General features: G+C 61.7%; 15 protein-coding genes and 1 riboswitch. Of the genes, 5 read left to right on the top strand and 10 right to left on the bottom strand.

The window, feature by feature from the left end; translation table 11 throughout:
- Position 1 precedes the first annotated feature (1 nt).
- A complete protein-coding gene (locus G4D79_RS15325; RefSeq protein ID WP_099698370.1) occupies positions 2–1,678 on the bottom strand; it encodes an FAD-dependent oxidoreductase in 1,677 nt (558 codons plus the stop codon).
- 213 nt (positions 1,679–1,891) lie between these two features.
- On the opposite strand from G4D79_RS15325, the gene G4D79_RS15330 reads away from it, so the two are divergent.
- Both G4D79_RS15330 and G4D79_RS15335 read left to right on the top strand, forming a co-directional pair.
- A complete protein-coding gene (locus G4D79_RS15330) occupies positions 1,892–2,386 on the top strand; it encodes a DUF3558 domain-containing protein (RefSeq protein ID WP_074447128.1) in 495 nt (164 codons plus the stop codon).
- Positions 2,387–2,546: 160 nt separating this feature from the next.
- Positions 2,547–2,753 (top strand): hypothetical protein, encoded by a 207-nt coding sequence (locus tag G4D79_RS15335; protein WP_235867909.1) that lies wholly within the window; start codon positions 2,547–2,549, stop codon positions 2,751–2,753.
- A gap of 56 nt (positions 2,754–2,809) precedes the next feature.
- On the opposite strand, the gene G4D79_RS15340 is transcribed toward G4D79_RS15335, so the two are convergent.
- A complete protein-coding gene (locus G4D79_RS15340; protein ID WP_070797143.1) occupies positions 2,810–3,271 on the bottom strand; it encodes a 6,7-dimethyl-8-ribityllumazine synthase in 462 nt (153 codons plus the stop codon).
- Positions 3,272–3,317: 46 nt separating this feature from the next.
- Positions 3,318–3,830 carry an Lrp/AsnC family transcriptional regulator gene (locus tag G4D79_RS15345; protein ID WP_003941343.1) on the bottom strand — a complete coding sequence of 171 codons (513 nt, stop codon included), beginning with the start codon at positions 3,828–3,830 and terminating at the stop codon, positions 3,318–3,320.
- A gap of 217 nt (positions 3,831–4,047) precedes the next feature.
- On the opposite strand from G4D79_RS15345, the gene G4D79_RS15350 reads away from it, so the two are divergent.
- The 3 genes from G4D79_RS15350 (at position 4,048) to G4D79_RS15360 (ending at position 7,892) form a co-directional block, all read left to right on the top strand.
- Positions 4,048–5,163, top strand: coding sequence for a Glu/Leu/Phe/Val dehydrogenase (locus G4D79_RS15350; RefSeq protein ID WP_099698315.1), 1,116 nt, complete (start codon positions 4,048–4,050; stop codon positions 5,161–5,163).
- Between the two features lie 129 nt (positions 5,164–5,292).
- Positions 5,293–6,411: a class I SAM-dependent methyltransferase gene (locus G4D79_RS15355; RefSeq protein ID WP_099698314.1), complete on the top strand. Its 1,119-nt coding sequence runs from the start codon at positions 5,293–5,295 to the stop codon at positions 6,409–6,411.
- A gap of 113 nt (positions 6,412–6,524) precedes the next feature.
- Positions 6,525–7,892 (top strand): acetamidase/formamidase family protein, encoded by a 1,368-nt coding sequence (locus G4D79_RS15360; protein ID WP_065351158.1) that lies wholly within the window; start codon positions 6,525–6,527, stop codon positions 7,890–7,892.
- 21 nt (positions 7,893–7,913) lie between these two features.
- Here G4D79_RS15360 and G4D79_RS15365 read toward each other — a convergent pair whose 3' ends face one another.
- From G4D79_RS15365 to G4D79_RS15395, 7 genes are all read right to left on the bottom strand, one after another.
- Positions 7,914–9,260 (bottom strand): hypothetical protein, encoded by a 1,347-nt coding sequence (locus tag G4D79_RS15365; RefSeq protein ID WP_047270244.1) that lies wholly within the window; start codon positions 9,258–9,260, stop codon positions 7,914–7,916.
- Positions 9,261–9,472: 212 nt separating this feature from the next.
- Positions 9,473–9,955 carry a hypothetical protein gene (locus G4D79_RS15370; protein ID WP_099698313.1) on the bottom strand — a complete coding sequence of 161 codons (483 nt, stop codon included), beginning with the start codon at positions 9,953–9,955 and terminating at the stop codon, positions 9,473–9,475.
- 165 nt (positions 9,956–10,120) lie between these two features.
- Positions 10,121–10,678 (bottom strand): LysM peptidoglycan-binding domain-containing protein, encoded by a 558-nt coding sequence (locus G4D79_RS15375; protein WP_003941373.1) that lies wholly within the window; start codon positions 10,676–10,678, stop codon positions 10,121–10,123.
- A gap of 288 nt (positions 10,679–10,966) precedes the next feature.
- Entirely contained in the window at positions 10,967–11,761 is a 795-nt protein-coding gene (locus G4D79_RS15380) for an ABC transporter ATP-binding protein (RefSeq protein WP_099698318.1), read from the bottom strand.
- Positions 11,762–11,769: 8 nt separating this feature from the next.
- On the bottom strand, positions 11,770–12,573 hold the full coding sequence (locus G4D79_RS15385; RefSeq protein ID WP_099698312.1) for an ABC transporter permease: 804 nt from the start codon (positions 12,571–12,573) through the stop codon (positions 11,770–11,772).
- A complete protein-coding gene (locus G4D79_RS15390; protein WP_030536827.1) occupies positions 12,551–13,579 on the bottom strand; it encodes an ABC transporter substrate-binding protein in 1,029 nt (342 codons plus the stop codon). Before G4D79_RS15390 ends, G4D79_RS15385 begins: the two co-directional genes overlap by 23 nt.
- Positions 13,579–14,322: a TenA family protein gene (locus tag G4D79_RS15395; protein ID WP_007726090.1), complete on the bottom strand. Its 744-nt coding sequence runs from the start codon at positions 14,320–14,322 to the stop codon at positions 13,579–13,581. The genes G4D79_RS15390 and G4D79_RS15395 overlap by 1 nt, the downstream gene beginning before the upstream one ends.
- Positions 14,310–14,405, bottom strand: a riboswitch (TPP riboswitch). (Overlaps the previous gene by 13 nt.)
- Between the last annotated feature and the right edge of the window lie 42 nt (positions 14,406–14,447).

Consider the following 14,447-nt stretch of genomic DNA (forward strand, 5'->3'; position numbering starts at 1 on the left):
CCTATTGTTGAGCGAGATAGCGGTGGACGAACATCACGGCCATCGCGCCCTCTCCGACGGCCGACGCGACGCGCTTGGCCGATTCGGCGTGTACGTCCCCGGCGACAAACACTCCGGGGACACTGGTTTCGAGATGATGTGGTGCGCGGTCGAGCGGCCACCCGTCCGGGGTGACGCCTTCGGACGGAAGGTCCGGGCCGGCAAGAACGAAGCCATTCCCATCGCGGACCACCACGTCGCCGAGCCAGTCGGTGAGGGGAGCGGCTCCGATGAAGATGAACAACCACTGAGCATCGACGGTGTCTTCTTCTTCGGTGGCTCTGTTACGCAGTGTGATTCGTTCGAGGTGATCGTCACCCTCAGCGCCGACTACCTCCGTGCACGTGCGCACGGTGATCTTCGGATTCTTTTCGATCTGCTGAATCAGGTAGTAGGACATCGAGGCTTCGAGCGAGTTGCCGCGAATGAGAATGGTGACGGACCTAGCTCCGCGGGAGAGATAGACCGCAGCTTGGCCTGCCGAATTGGCGCCGCCGACTATGTACACATCTTGTTCGCTGCACCGAGCGGCTTCGGTGACGGCTGACCCGTAGTAGACCCCTCGGCCGGTGTATGTATCGAGCCCCGGCGCCGACAGTTGGCGATAGGAAACACCTGTCGCCAAGATGACCGAATGGGCGTCGACCGACGAACCGTCGTCGAAACGCACGGTGCGGGCCGAGCCGTTGATTTCCAAACCGGTGACGTCTCGCGCGGTGATGACCTCGGCGCCGAACTTGGTTGCCTGGCGTCTTGCGCGATCGGCCAACTGTGCGCCGGAAACTCCGTCGGGGAAGCCGAGGTAGTTCTCGATTCGTGAACTCTGGCCGGCCTGACCGCCGGTCGCTCGCCGTTCGATGAGGACCGTCCGAAGTCCCTCCGAAGCGCCGTACAGGGCAGCTCCCAGACCCGCAGGGCCGCCGCCGATGACAACGAGATCGTAAAAGTCTTCGGAGAGAGTAGTACTCAACCCGAGCTTGTCGGCGAGTTCGGCGTCGGTGGGCTCGACGAGTACATCTCCATTGGGTGCGATGACGACGGGAAGCCGCAGTTCGTCGGTACCGGCAGCCGAGAGCAGTCGTTGGCCTTCCGGCTCGTCCGACATGTACCAGCGATAGGCAAGTTGGTTGCGTGCCAAGAACTCTCGAACGTCGGAGGATCGCTCGGACCAACGATGGCCGATCACCTTTGTTTCCTCGGCGGGGTGATGACTCGAGCTTGCCCAGGCATCGAGCAGCGCATCGATGACGGGGTACAGCTTCTCTTCCGGGGGATCCCAAGGCTTGAGGAGGTAGTGGTCGAGGTCAACGACGTTGATGGCGTCGATCGCAGCATCAGTATCGGCGTACGCGGTCAGTAGAACGCGCCGAGCTACGGGATACAGGTCCATTGCCTGTTCGAGGAACTCGATTCCACTCAAACCAGGCATGCGGTAATCGGCGACGATCACAGCGACTGCATCGCCGCGAAGTTTCATTTCACGCAAGGTTTCGAGAGCCTGGTCGCCGGACTCCGCGCGAATGATTCGGTACTTCTCGCCGTACCGCTTGCGGAGGTCTCGAACGACGGCACGCGAAACACCAGGATCGTCGTCGACGCTGAGGATCGCTGGTTTGGCCGGGGCTTTCGGTGCGCTCACTCGGTGCCTTCCCGAAGTCGTAGTCAACCTCTCCAGTATGCGACTGCTGAGCTGAGCGTCAATCGCTGAAGATGCGCTCTGAGTGAACCGGCGAACCTGAACTGGGAATTTCAAGATTGCGGGAACCGATCGAGCCTCCGGTGCATCCAATACAGTGGGTCCACATCAACAGGGGGTGTCATGCGGGGGTCGGTGGGGGTTGGGCGACTGCTCATGGCTGGGGTGTTGGTGTGGGCTGCGGCAGGATGCAGCTCAGTCGTGGAGGGGGCGGCTGAGCCTGCATCCGGCCAAGAGGGTTTGTTCGATCCGTGCAAGGACATCCCGGACTCGGTTCTGGAAGAAGTGGGGCTTGATCCGGCTACCGAGGAAGTTGATATCGCGGGCGTTGAGCAGCCAGGATGGAAGATCTGTGGGTGGAGCGGGTCCTGGTACTTCTTAACCGTGTATTCAACAGCGCGCGCCGTCGACGATGTGCGACGGAATGCTGACTACCGAGGTGTCGAGGAACTGCGCGCCGGTTCACGGCACGGTATCCAATTCCAACGCGTTGACGATGTGGACGGTAATGGTTGTTATATTGCGTTCCCAGTCGAGCAAGGCTCAATCTGGGTCAATATCGAAAGAATGCTGTCCGAAGCTCAGGAAGAGCCCAGTTGTGTTGTAGCGCAGCGAGTATCGGTCGATATTGAACATGTCCTACCAAAGTGAGGTCTCTGTGACTAGATCAGGTTGGAGCAATGTGACGGCGGGTTCTCAGTTGGACCTTGCTCCAGACGTTGCGCGGGATGTCGTGTTGGCGTGTGCTGAGTTTCTCGGCGTACTAAACGAGGCGCATAGGAATCTGTTGGGGATTGAGAATGTCTCAGGTATGGGGACACTCCAGTCTGGAATCAACCTCGCCGCGAAATTCTCCAAGAAGGCGGTAGGCGGTGAGGATTCGTTGGAGAAGTCGTTGAGCAGCCACATCCAGGTGATCACCGAGATGCGGGACTTCTTCCAGCAATGCGTCGACCGCTATGGCGAAGTCGACGACTCGAATGCCTCTGCACTGGCGAGCGTCGTCACCCCTCGATAGACACAAAAAATCTCGCTGAGTCGATGGCATTCGACTCAGCGAGACTTGGGTAACGACTAGCTGGTGGGCAGGGCCTTCAACGACTTGACGGTGGCGTCGACCGCGCGAGCAGCCTCGGCGCCCTTCTTCACGAAATGCGTGCTGAAGTACTCGACGTGCTCGGCATGCTCGTGGAAGTGATGCGGCGTCAAGACCACCGAGAAAACCGGAACGTCGGTGTCGAGCTGCACGCGCATCAGACCGTCGATGACAGCCGTCGCCACGAAGTCATGCCGGTAGATACCGCCGTCGACGACCAGACCTGCGGCAACGATGGCCTGGTAGCGGCCGGTCTTGGCCAACCGCCGAGCATGCAGCGGGATCTCGAAAGCTCCCGGTACCTCGAAGAAATCAACCGTGTCCTTGGGGTAGCCGAGCTCGACGATCGCGTCGGTGAATCCGTCGCGTGCACGGTCGACGATGTTGCGATGCCACGTCGCCTGAATGAACGCGATGCGCTGTCCCTGGATCTCACTCATAACCATGAAACTAGCGCACTGGGAAGCATCGACGCGACCACCCGTCCTAGTCCTGCTGACGGGGGAAGGCGGTCGAACGACCCCAGCCGGCGTCATTGGTGAGGTGCTCGAGGAGAGGCTGAATTCGATACGGAAGGGGATTGGTCAGAGCGATGGTCGTGGTCGAATGCGTGACGCCTGGAAGTGACACGATCTGCTCGGCCAACTTCTGCAGGGCCGCGTGCGTCGAGGTGGCGACGCGAACGAGCAAATCCTCGCGACCGGTCGTGGCGTGAATTTCGATCACCTCGGGCAACTCGGTCAGACTCCGCGCGACTGCGCTGATCTTGCCCTGCTCGAGTTCCAGACCGACAAATGCCTGAATCGGGATACCGACCTCGGGGAGATTGAGATTCGGCCGAAACCCGGTGAGAAGTCCGTTGGATTCCATGCGCTTCATTCGCGACTGGACGGTGTTGCGGGCGACGCCCAACGAGTTGGCCAACTCGGCCACACTCATCCTCGAGTCCTTGCTGAGCAGTCCGAGCAACTGGACGTCGAGCTTGTCGATGCTGAGCACTTTGTGAACCTCTCCTCAGTGATTTGAGTCACTGGATGATCGAATTGACTAGTTCAAGAGATTTGCATTGACCAAATCGTAACTCAGGCAGAGCATTGGTTCCACGAATTGCTCAGCGGGATTCTCTTTGGGTTATTTGTCCCAATAGTACCCAATGAACACTTCGCCCCAATATTTCGACTGCACCCCGTAATTCTTCGGAAAGGTCTATCCCACAATGACTCTCACCGCCGAGCCCGTGAACTCCGTTGTTTCCCATGACGACACTGCGGGCGTGTTCGATCGCGCCGACTACCTGCGCGATTACCCCCACGAGCAGGTGAGCTTCTTCCAGGATCCCGCGAGCGGCCTCAAGGCCATCGTCGCCATCCACTCCACGACGCTCGGCCCCGCGCTCGGCGGAACGCGCTTCTACCCGTACTCCGACGAATCCGCCGCAGTCACAGACGTTTTGCGTCTCTCGCGCGGAATGACCTACAAGGCCGCGGTTGCCGGCGTGGATCTCGGCGGCGGCAAGGCCGTCATCATCGGCGACCCCGCAACGGCCAAGACCGACGAATTGCTCGGCGCCTACGCAAAATTCGTCCAGACTCTCGGCGGCCGCTACATCACCGCTGGTGACGTCGGAACCAACTCCAACGATCTCGACATCATCGGTCGTAACACCGACTTCGTCGTCGGCCGCAACGCCACGGTCGGCGGTTCCGGCGACAGCGCTCCGATGACGGCCCTCGGCGTATTCCAGTCGATGCGCGCCGCGGCACAGTCGCATTGGGGCACTCCGTCGCACGCAGGCAAGACTGTTGGTGTCGAGGGCACAGGCAAGGTCGGCTACGAGCTGATCAAGCTTCTCCTCGCAGACGGCGCAACCGTGTTGGCGACCGACGTCAACGCCGCAGCGCTCGATCGCGTCAAGGCGGACTTCCCGCAGGTGAGCATCGTCGACAGCATCATCGACGCCGATCTGGACGTCTACGCACCCTGCGCGATGGGCGCAACCCTCACAGACACGACCGCACGCTCGATCAAGGCCGAGGTTGTCTGCGGCGCTGCCAACAACCAGCTCACCGTCCCCGAGGTCGAGAACATCCTCCGCGACCGCGGCATCACCTGGACCCCTGACTACGTGGCGAACGGCGGCGGCCTCATCCAGGTCGCCGGCGAGCTGAAGGGCAACTCGGCCGAAGAGGTCAAGCTCAAGGTCGAGAAGATCTTCGACACGGTCACCGAGATCTTCGCGAAGTCGAAGAAGGACGGAATCCTCGCCGGCGAGGCTGCTGACGCGGTCGCCGAGGCTCGGATCGCCGAGGCAGCTCGCGTCGCCAAGGGCTGACATCCCTCTCGCAGTCATGTAGCGCGGCCGGTCCCGACTAGTGTGGACACCAGACGAGCAGATTTTGCAGATCTGGACCACATCAGCCGGTAGACCGGCCGCTATGCGTCGGACGCCGGAAGGGCTTACATGACTGAACAATTCGCAGTGTGGACCGAGAACGACGTCGAGCAATCGGCCCGTTGGGGTTCGACGAGCAACGCCCCGGCGCCCAAGCGCATCGTTGTCGCCGACGACACGATGAAGGCCGACGACGCCTATCGCTTGGCATGCGAAGGCACGGCGTTGTTGTGGCGCGGAGATTTTCAGAACGCTCGCCAACTGTCGAAGGCCGTCGCGTCGCGCATCGACCGCAAGGCGCGCCGAGCCTCCGACGATCCCGCCAAAGCCTTCCATCTCCACCGGCAGACCCAAGGACGCCGCGCGCAGATCCTCGGCATGCTGCTCATTCCCTTGGATGCAGATCTGTCGATTCCACTCCGGCGACCCCCGGACGCGCAAGTCGCGTTGACCGAAGCTTTCGGGATTACCGGTGAGCCTTCGGTTCGCTCGTTGCGTGACATCCTCGGCGCGATCGGCGCTCACGAGTGGCACCGCAAAGGTGTTTTCATCGAGGCTCTCGACGCACGAGTGCATCCCGCCTTCGGAGTGTTCTCACCCGTCCGCGGGGAGTATGTCGATCTTGTCGCGTCTGCGCCACTGCCGTCGACGGAATCGGCTTTCGACATCGGCACCGGCACCGGCGTTCTTGCTGCCGTCCTGGCGCGGCGTGGAGTTCAGACGGTGACGGCCACCGACCAGGACCCCCGGGCACTGCAATGCGCTCGTAGCAACCTCTCGCGGCTTGGCTACGGCGATCAGGTGAACGTGGTGGAAGCAGACCTCTTTCCCGAAGGCACCGCTCCGTTGGTGGTCTGCAATCCTCCCTGGATTCCGGCCAAGGCCACCTCGCCCATCGAATACGCCGTCTACGACCCCGCTGGAGCGATGCTGAAGGGCTTCCTGACTGGTGTCGCAGCGCATCTGGACGACGGGGGAGAAGCGTGGCTGATCCTCTCGGACATTGCCGAACACCTCGGTCTCCGAACGCGATCCGAACTGCACGATCTGATTGCGGCCGGTGGGCTCACTGTTGTCGATCGCATGGACGTCAAACCGACGCACGCAAAGGTCAGTGACCGAACCGATGCGCTTCACGCTGCCCGGGCACGAGAGACGACCTCGCTCTGGCGGCTTCGCCGTCGCTGAATTCATTCTCAGTCAGCGGTATTTCCTTGCCATGAGATGGTAATGAACGAGTAACAAATCGGGTCTATCTTTCTTCGCAGTCGCACATCGTCACGCACTCCGGAGGAATCTCGATGGAATACACTCTTGCCCGCAACGCAGCCGAAGACCTGACGAAAGGTCTTGGCCGACGCGGATTCATGAGGGCAGTCGCTGCCCTCGGTGCGGGCGTAGGAGTTGCCGGTGTGGCTTCGGGATGCGCGCACTCGAACGCGTCACCGGCTGGATCGTCCTCCTCTGCACTACCGTTCGCCGATGGCATTCCGATTCTGCAACCGGGCAGCGGAAACGTCAGTGGCGATCACTATCTGAGTTCGGATCCGTCGGACGTCATGTGGGGTTATGTGCCCAACATCCACACCCGCGAGGTGATGCGGATGAAGTCGGGCCAGACCGTCACGATCGACGCCCTCTCGCACGAGGGAATTCTCGAGGATCAAGGGCGCAATCCTCTCGAATACTTCGGTAGCAAAGGCGTTTCCGAGAAGGACGTGCTCGAGGATGCGATTGCCGTTGCGGCCGAATACAACCGAACCGAACGAAACTTCGACAAGGACGGACCGCACGTCGTCACCGGCCCGGTCTTCGTCGAAGGCGCCCAGCCTGGAGACGTACTCAAGATCGAGACTCTCGAAGCCATTCCCCGCGTGCCGTACGGCGTTGTGTCGAGCAGACACGGCAAGGGCGCTCTCGCCGTCACAGCAGACGGAACCGCTCCAGCGGGAATCACTCTGGACGAAGTCATGCCGCCGGTCGCCACAGACGGGCGCGCAACAAAGGACCCGTTGAAGTACGGCGGTGTTTCCACTTTCACGGCGATCGAAGACGGCAAGGGCGTGATGCCTTTCGGACAGTCGAAGGTGCGGTTTCCCCTGCGGCCCTTCATGGGAATGATGGGAGTTGCCTATTCCTCGGATGCCGACCCGACATCCCCGTCGTCGAACTCCATTCCTCCGACGCTGGGCGGCGGAAACATCGACATCAGGCATCTCGGTGTCGGATCAACCTTCTATTTGCCGGTCTTTGCCGAAGGCGCCCTGTTCTACGTCGGTGACCCCCACATGGCGATGGGAGACGGTGAGGCAGCGTTGACCGCGATGGAAGGATCGCTGCGCGGCACGTTCCGACTCAGCGTGTGTAAGAAGGATTCCGGTGACGCTCCATCGGTGGCTTTCGGATACCCGTTCGCCGAGACCGAGGAGGCCTGGATTCCGATCGGCCTGTCCGACCCCAACGGTTCGGTCGATGGGCAGAACAGTGACCTCAACGGCGCCATGCGGCGCGCGGTGGTCAACGCACTCGACTTCCTCGAGCATGATCGCGGAATGGATCGAGCGACGGCCTACGCCTATCTTTCTGCCGCAGCCGATTTCACGGTCTCGCAGGTAGTCGATCGAACCGTGGGCGTCCACGGACAGATCGTCAAATCCCACTTCGAATAGCGGGAAAGGCGATCCGTGTTATCAGGACGGATCGTCGAAGAGGCTCTGTTGCAAGGGATCGGCAAACAAGCCCATCTGCTCAGGTTGCGGCTTTGCCGGCGTCTCGGTCCGAGAATTGGGCAGGACCACCAGTCGCAAAGCCCCGCGCAGACGGTCGACCATGAGTTCCCACCCGCCGACCTGATCCTCGTAGCCCGCCGCCTCTTCGGCGTCCCCGCGACTGTGGGCGTCCACAGCCTGACTACGCAGCTGAATCTGCCATTCGTTGCTGATGTGGAGGAGCTGAAGAATCAGATCGCGATCACGACCGCAGACATCGGCTACCGCGTCGAGATCCTCGGCCACATCCAGATCGAGGTGCAGCAGGGTCTCGAGTTCGGGAGGCAGGTCCTCGGCCGTCAGATCGGGCTGCAACGAGGAGGAGTCACCGCTCTTGTTCGCGAAGAAGAGGTCTCCGCCGACGCGTGCGGCGAACTCGTCGTCCACGGTACGCAGGAACGACGTCAGGGCGGCGCACGTATCGGTGAGTTGCTTGGGAACGAATGGCGAACCCGCCACCTCGAGGAACACCGACAGACGGTCGTCGATCAAGACGAACTTGATGCGCGACCACTTGCGGTTGAGATCGGCGATGACCTCGGCTGCACGGGTGCGGTTGCTGATGTCCTGAACGAGCGGCGAGAACAACTGCACGTCCATGGACTCGGAAAGTGGACCGACGAACATGACAGTCGAACCGACACGAATGGGTATGTCGCCGTCGCTGTCTCGCTCGGGAAGAGTGCCGAGCATGGGAAGCAAAGCGAGAGTGACCAACTCCTTGAGATGGTCGATGTCGTTGGGCATGTAGGCCGCGGTGGGGTCGAGGGTCGGAAGTTCTGTCGACTCGACGACCGACGGATCGAAATCCGGAGTCTGCTCGTTGCCGGTGAGATCGCTGGATAGAAAAGCCGGGTGCTGCACACCGAACACATCACGGAATGCAGCGACAGTCATCGCTGCGAGCTGATCGGCCCAGTTCTGCGCCTTGTCGACGCAGAAGGCGGGGGAGTTGTTCGGATCCTCCAGATTCTCGGAAGGCGGATTCCAGCCGAGTGCGATCAACTTTTGTTCGTCGGCATCTTCGAGTCGATAGCGCGGATGAAGGAAGTCGTTGGAAGGAACCTCGCAGCGGACTGTGTTCTCGTCCCACACGAGGAACTGAACGCATGGCGCTGCGCCGTCAGCTGGATCGAAGTCGCCGGTGGACGATTCCACGGCAAGAACGTCGCCGTCGACCATGATGGAAATGTGATCGCCGAGGCGACGTTGAAATTCTGCCCACGCCCGGTCGACACTGACATCGAGATCGAAGCCCATTGCGCTCATCAGCCACCTCCTTCCGCAAAAGCTCAGACCTATACGGTATCGCGAGGCTCCGACAATGCTGCTGTCCTTTTCCGGTCGACCGGATTGCAGCGGACCACGAACAGTGACGACGAGGAAGGTAGTCGCAGGTAGATCGGTTATTCGAGAGCGGCGACTGAAGTGTGCCTGTAACCGCCGTCACGCCAGGCGGTGTGCGGGCGAAAGAGCGAGGGTTATCCGGCGAGAACGGGCGAGACCTCGACGACGGGCGGCGTGGACCCGGTCGTGACAACGGGGGTGGTGCTGGTCTTGGTGGTTGCGGCCGTCGCGGTCGGTGACGAGGTCGCGGTAGCCGACGCAGTTGTGGTGGATGAGACGGGTGTTGTCGTACTGGTGGCCGTCGTAGTCGAGGTGGCGGAGCTCGTGCTTGTCGCGGTCACCACAAGCGGCTGATTACGAGGAGTAGTCGTCTCGTCGGCGATTCGCCAGGTCGGCGTCGGCGGGATGACAACCGTGGGGACTGCAACCGAGCTGTAGAACGCGGCCGGTTCGATCCCGGCGACGGACTCCACGGAAACCGACGAGACCAGAGTGGGAGGCTTCACCACAGGGCCGCCGGCACCGAATGCGCCGGCTGCTCCGCCGAAAACGAGGCCTGATGTCAGAGAAAGAGCGGCCACTGCGACAGCGCCGATCATGACTGTTCTGTCTTTCATGCACACCTGTCCTTCGGGAGCAGTACGGAAGTACTGTAGGCGAAAAGATGCCGCAATGGAGTATCAGGGTCTGCTGGGCGGAACGCGAATCTGTGTGGCGTAGAACACAAAAGGCCCTGGGTGCCGACGCGGACGTCGGCACCCAGGGCCAGGTCAAGCAGTGAATCAGGCGGGGATCGTCAGTACCTGACCGGCGTTGATGAGATCCGGGTTCGGGATGCCGTTTGCATCCGCGATGCGCTGGTACTGGTTGCCGTCACCGTAGAAACGCTCTGCGATCGCCCACAGGGTGTCGCCGCTTTCGACGGTGTAGCTCTGCGCTGCCGGAGCGGCGGGGGCAGGCTCGGGCTCGGGTGCCGGAGCGGGCTCCGGGGCAGCCTCGGCGGCCGGCGCTGCGATTGCAGTGTCCGAAGACCACAGAGCATTTCCGCCGGCGGACAGAACGACGTTGCGATCGTCCTGAACCGAGAGGGAGGCACCGTCGTTGCCTGCGGTCTGCGATGCCCACACGGCGTCGGAGTCCTTGTAGATGACGAAGTTTCCGTCAGCCTGCACCTCGGCGCGGTTGGCGCCGGATCCGTTGGTGCCTGCGGCCCAAACAGCCTGTCCGCCCTCGGACAGAACCAGGTTGCCGTCGTCCTGCAAGGTGAGGGTGTATGCGCCGTTGTCGGACTTGAGTTCCTGGCCGACTCCGAGGCTCTGACCTGACTGCAGTGTGCTCACGCTGTCCCTTTCCAAATCTGTTGCGATGACTGTGCCTCCACGATTCCGCTTTACCGTCCAGTTACCTTCTGGCCGTTGGTCTCGTAGGCGACCGAGTGTACGTTACCGAAGAGTACAGAGAATTGTGCAGCGTTGACGGATTGCGTGTCGAGCGTTCGGATCTTGCTGATATTAAGGCGTTTTGGGCGAACGCGCCGCGACATCCTACGCGAAGTTGCACCGTTGCGATGCACTTTCTCTTGAACGGCAGGTGAAATCGGCGCGCTCTCAGCGCATTGTCAGTAACCGCTAGCGCTGTAGCGACTTGCGAGTCTCGTCGTGGAGTACGGCAAGCAGCTCACGCTCGACGTCGGCGAACTCGGGCGAGGTGATCATGTCCAGTTCGCGTGGCCTCGGCAAGGGAACGTCGACGACGCACCTGACCGTTGCCGGCCTCGCCGACAGAACGACCACGCGATCGGACAGATAGATCGCTTCACGAATATCGTGGGTGATCATCAGCACGGTCCACCGGTACTGCTGCCACACGTCTTGTAGCCAGGCCTGCATCTCGGTGCGGGTCAACGAGTCCAGTGCGCCGAACGGCTCGTCGAGCAGCAGGACAGGTTTGCCCTGAACAACGGTGCGCAGCATCGCCGCTCGCTGGCGCATGCCGCCGGACAGCTGTGACGGCCGGGCGTCCTCGAATCCGGACAGTCCGAACGCCGGGAACAACTCGCGAGCGCGCTCGCGTGCTTCCTTCTTGCCGACTCCCTGCACTTCCAAACCGAGGGCCGTGTTGTCCAATACCGAGCGCCAAGGGAACAGAAGATCCTTCTGCGGCATGTACGCGGTGTGCACCTCGGCGGCTGCTTCGGATTCCGTTGCGCGCGTGCCCACACGGACCGAACCCGCGGTCGGGGATTCGAGCCCGGCCAGGACGTTGAAGATCGTGCTCTTGCCGCAGCCGCTCGGCCCGATCACCGACACGAATTCGCCCGCGTCGGCGCCAAAGGACACCGAATCGAGCACGAGACGCGATTCTCCGGCCGTGTCGAACCTCTTGGTCAGGTCCTGGATTTCGACCATTGCATCCTCGACCATCGGGTCAGTCATGTCCGCGACCTTTCGTTCATCGCCCATGGTGCAACGATGCGCTCGATGGCGAACGTCAGCAAGTACAGCGTGACGCTGATCAACGCGGTCACCAGTACGGCCGCCAACACCAGGTCGGTGCGGAAGGAGTTCTTCTGGGTGCTCATGTAGATACCCAAACCGGAAGTAGCGCCGACGTATTCGGAGAACACCGCACCCACGACCGCATACGTGATGCCGATGCGCAGGGCAGTGAAGAATCGCGGGATTGCCGAAGGAAGGCGAACGTATCGGAACTCCTGACAGCGAGTGCTGCCCATACTGCGCAGGAGAGCGCCCGCTTCCCGATCGGCCGCGGCAAATCCCTCGATGAGTCCGATGGTCATGGGGAAGAACGTCGCAAGGGCGATCACCAACACCTTCGGCAACAGCCCGAAGCCGAACCAGATGATCATCAGCGGCGCGATGGCGATGATCGGCAGTGTCTGCGAGACGACAAAAAGTGGTACCAGCGCGCGTGACAACCACGCCGAAAAGTCCACGACCACAGCAAGAATCCAGGCCAACACCAATGAAACAGTGAAGCCGACCAACGTGACCTGCAATGTCGACCAGGCGTGGCCGGAGATGATCTCGCGGTTGTCCCACCCCTGGGACAGAACGCGCCCCGGAGACGGAAGTACTTGCGGCCGAATCCCACTGATCTCGACGTAGATCTGCCACGCCGCCACGAGGAGCACCACCACGGCGAGCGCGGGAAGCGCCCGCCGCATGGTCGAGACCAACCGTCCGCTCACGTCAGGACGCGTCGAGATACTCATTGGTGAAGTACTCCGACCAGTCCGGCTTCTGGGTCAACGGCTTCCCGTCGGGTCCGGCGAGCAATCCGTTCTCGAAGAGGAATCCCGAGTAGCCCGACCAGGTTTCGAGATTCTGGGCGCCCACAACACCGTTGGCGTCTTTCATGTAGTCGGCGGCGAGCATCCGCTGACTCTCACGCACGAGGTCTTCGTCGGTGAATGCTCCGGGGTTCGCGTCGATGAGATCCTGCGCGGCCTGGTCCGGGTTGTCGGCAGCAGTCTGATATCCGCGTTGAACGGCTTTGACGAACTTGCGTGCCTCGTCGGGATGGTCCTTCAACCACTGCTGGTTGCCGTTGATCACGATCGAATATGCATCGGGGAAGCCGTAATCGGTGTACTGGAAGTACCGCATCGGAGTTCCGTTTCGCTCCGCTTCGAGGCCTTCCCAAGCAAAGTAGGAGACGGTGAAGTCTGCCTGGCCCGAGTACACGGCTTCGTACGCGGAAGTTCCGAGCGTGACCGTCGTGAAGTTCCCGGTCCCGCCGTCGTTGCGGATGATCTGCTGCAGCGTTTCGACTTCGCCGGGATCGCCGAACCCGGCGTACGTCTTCCCGTCGAGATCACGTGGGCGCGTGATGTCCGCACGATCCGCCTTCACGCCGATGCCGGTGGCGCGGTGCTGAAGTGGCGCGATGACGGACGTCGTGGCGGCGCCGGCTGCACGGGCGAACGTGGCCTGACTCTGTGTGCTGATGCCGAACTCGGCATTGCCGGCATCGACCAGGGTGTCGGGCGAGGTGTTGTTGTACGGCAGGATCGAGACGTCCAGGCCGGCGTCCTCGAAGTAGCCCTCTTGGAGTGCTACGTACAAACCGGTGTGGTTCGTGTTCGGTGTCCAGTCGAGTGCGAACCGAATGGTCCCGTCGGAAGAGCCGGTGTCAGAGGCGCATCCGGTCAGAACTGTGAACGCGGCTGCGATCGCGGCAGACGTGGCAAGCGTGCGGCGCAGCGCCGCAAACGACATCACGACGCCGGCCAAGGCTGCTGGTGGAGTGCGGAATCCCAGAACATCAGCTCATAGCGGCTGGCGATGCGGAATGCTTCACTCATCGCCTCACGCTCTGTCTCGGTGGCAGCTTCGGCCGCAGCATCGACCAGTACGCGGGCCTGCGCCACCGACTCGTGGAATTCGGGTGCGTCGTAGGTCGTGACCCACTGTGCGTACGGATGCGACGGATCGGCGTCGAGTACCTCGCGCGCTGAAGCGGCAAGATCGCGGCCGACCTCGGCGTAGATCCAGAAGCAGGGGAGTACTGCCGCTGCGGAGACCGGGTAAGGCGCAGTTGCTGCAGTCGCCGTCAGATACGAGACGTATCCCAGGCAGGCCTGCGAATGCTCGAGCCTTCCCGATCCCGCTGGAAGAATTCCACCGGTGAGAAGTCCGTCGTGAAGCGCAGATTCCACTGTCGCTGCCGTGGACGCGGAATTCGACCAGAAGCCCGCGGACTGCGGATCCGGGGCGTGGGCCGCGACCAGGGACAACGCTTTCGAATACCCCTCGAGATAAAGCTTGTCCTGCTCGATGTACGTGCGGAACGCGTCGAGAGGCAGTGTTCCGTCGCCGAGGCGGCGGAGGAACTCCAGTGAGTCGATCGACTCGCGGAGGGCCTTCGTCTCGGCCCAGAGTCGATCTGTGAACCGATCCGTCGACGGCGCTGTGGCCACCGAGTTTTCGGCAGAATTGTATGCAGGCTGCGTAGTAGCCATGACATCCCTTCGTCAGCATTACCTGATCAGGTTCCCGGGTGTGTTCTCAGCCCCGCCCATGCGGAGCACCCCGTGTCAGAACTAGGCGACCTTAACACCGAGGGGTTGTGTACTCGGCGCACACC

This window comes from Rhodococcus sp. WY5 (genome assembly GCF_018588185.1).
GTDB classification, from domain to species: Bacteria; Actinomycetota; Actinomycetes; order Mycobacteriales; family Mycobacteriaceae; genus Rhodococcus_F; species Rhodococcus_F qingshengii.

Excerpts from the sequence above, each read along its gene's own strand:
- G4D79_RS15330 (WP_074447128.1), top strand. The coding sequence starts at position 1,892 with ATGGCTGGGGTGTTGGTGTGGGCTGCGGCAGGATGCAGCTCAGTCGTG.
- G4D79_RS15365 (WP_047270244.1), bottom strand. The coding sequence starts at position 9,260 with ATGAGCGCAATGGGCTTCGATCTCGATGTCAGTGTCGACCGGGCGTGG.
- G4D79_RS15370 (WP_099698313.1), bottom strand. The coding sequence starts at position 9,955 with ATGAAAGACAGAACAGTCATGATCGGCGCTGTCGCAGTGGCCGCTCTT.
- G4D79_RS15360 (WP_065351158.1), top strand. The coding sequence starts at position 6,525 with ATGGAATACACTCTTGCCCGCAACGCAGCCGAAGACCTGACGAAAGGT.
- G4D79_RS15350 (WP_099698315.1), top strand. The coding sequence starts at position 4,048 with ATGACTCTCACCGCCGAGCCCGTGAACTCCGTTGTTTCCCATGACGAC.
- G4D79_RS15355 (WP_099698314.1), top strand. The coding sequence starts at position 5,293 with ATGACTGAACAATTCGCAGTGTGGACCGAGAACGACGTCGAGCAATCG.
- G4D79_RS15390 (WP_030536827.1), bottom strand. The coding sequence starts at position 13,579 with ATGTCGTTTGCGGCGCTGCGCCGCACGCTTGCCACGTCTGCCGCGATC.
- G4D79_RS15385 (WP_099698312.1), bottom strand. The coding sequence starts at position 12,573 with ATGAGTATCTCGACGCGTCCTGACGTGAGCGGACGGTTGGTCTCGACC.
- G4D79_RS15335 (WP_235867909.1), top strand. The coding sequence starts at position 2,547 with ATGGGGACACTCCAGTCTGGAATCAACCTCGCCGCGAAATTCTCCAAG.
- G4D79_RS15340 (WP_070797143.1), bottom strand. The coding sequence starts at position 3,271 with ATGAGTGAGATCCAGGGACAGCGCATCGCGTTCATTCAGGCGACGTGG.
- G4D79_RS15380 (WP_099698318.1), bottom strand. The coding sequence starts at position 11,761 with ATGGTCGAGGATGCAATGGTCGAAATCCAGGACCTGACCAAGAGGTTC.
- G4D79_RS15395 (WP_007726090.1), bottom strand. The coding sequence starts at position 14,322 with ATGGCTACTACGCAGCCTGCATACAATTCTGCCGAAAACTCGGTGGCC.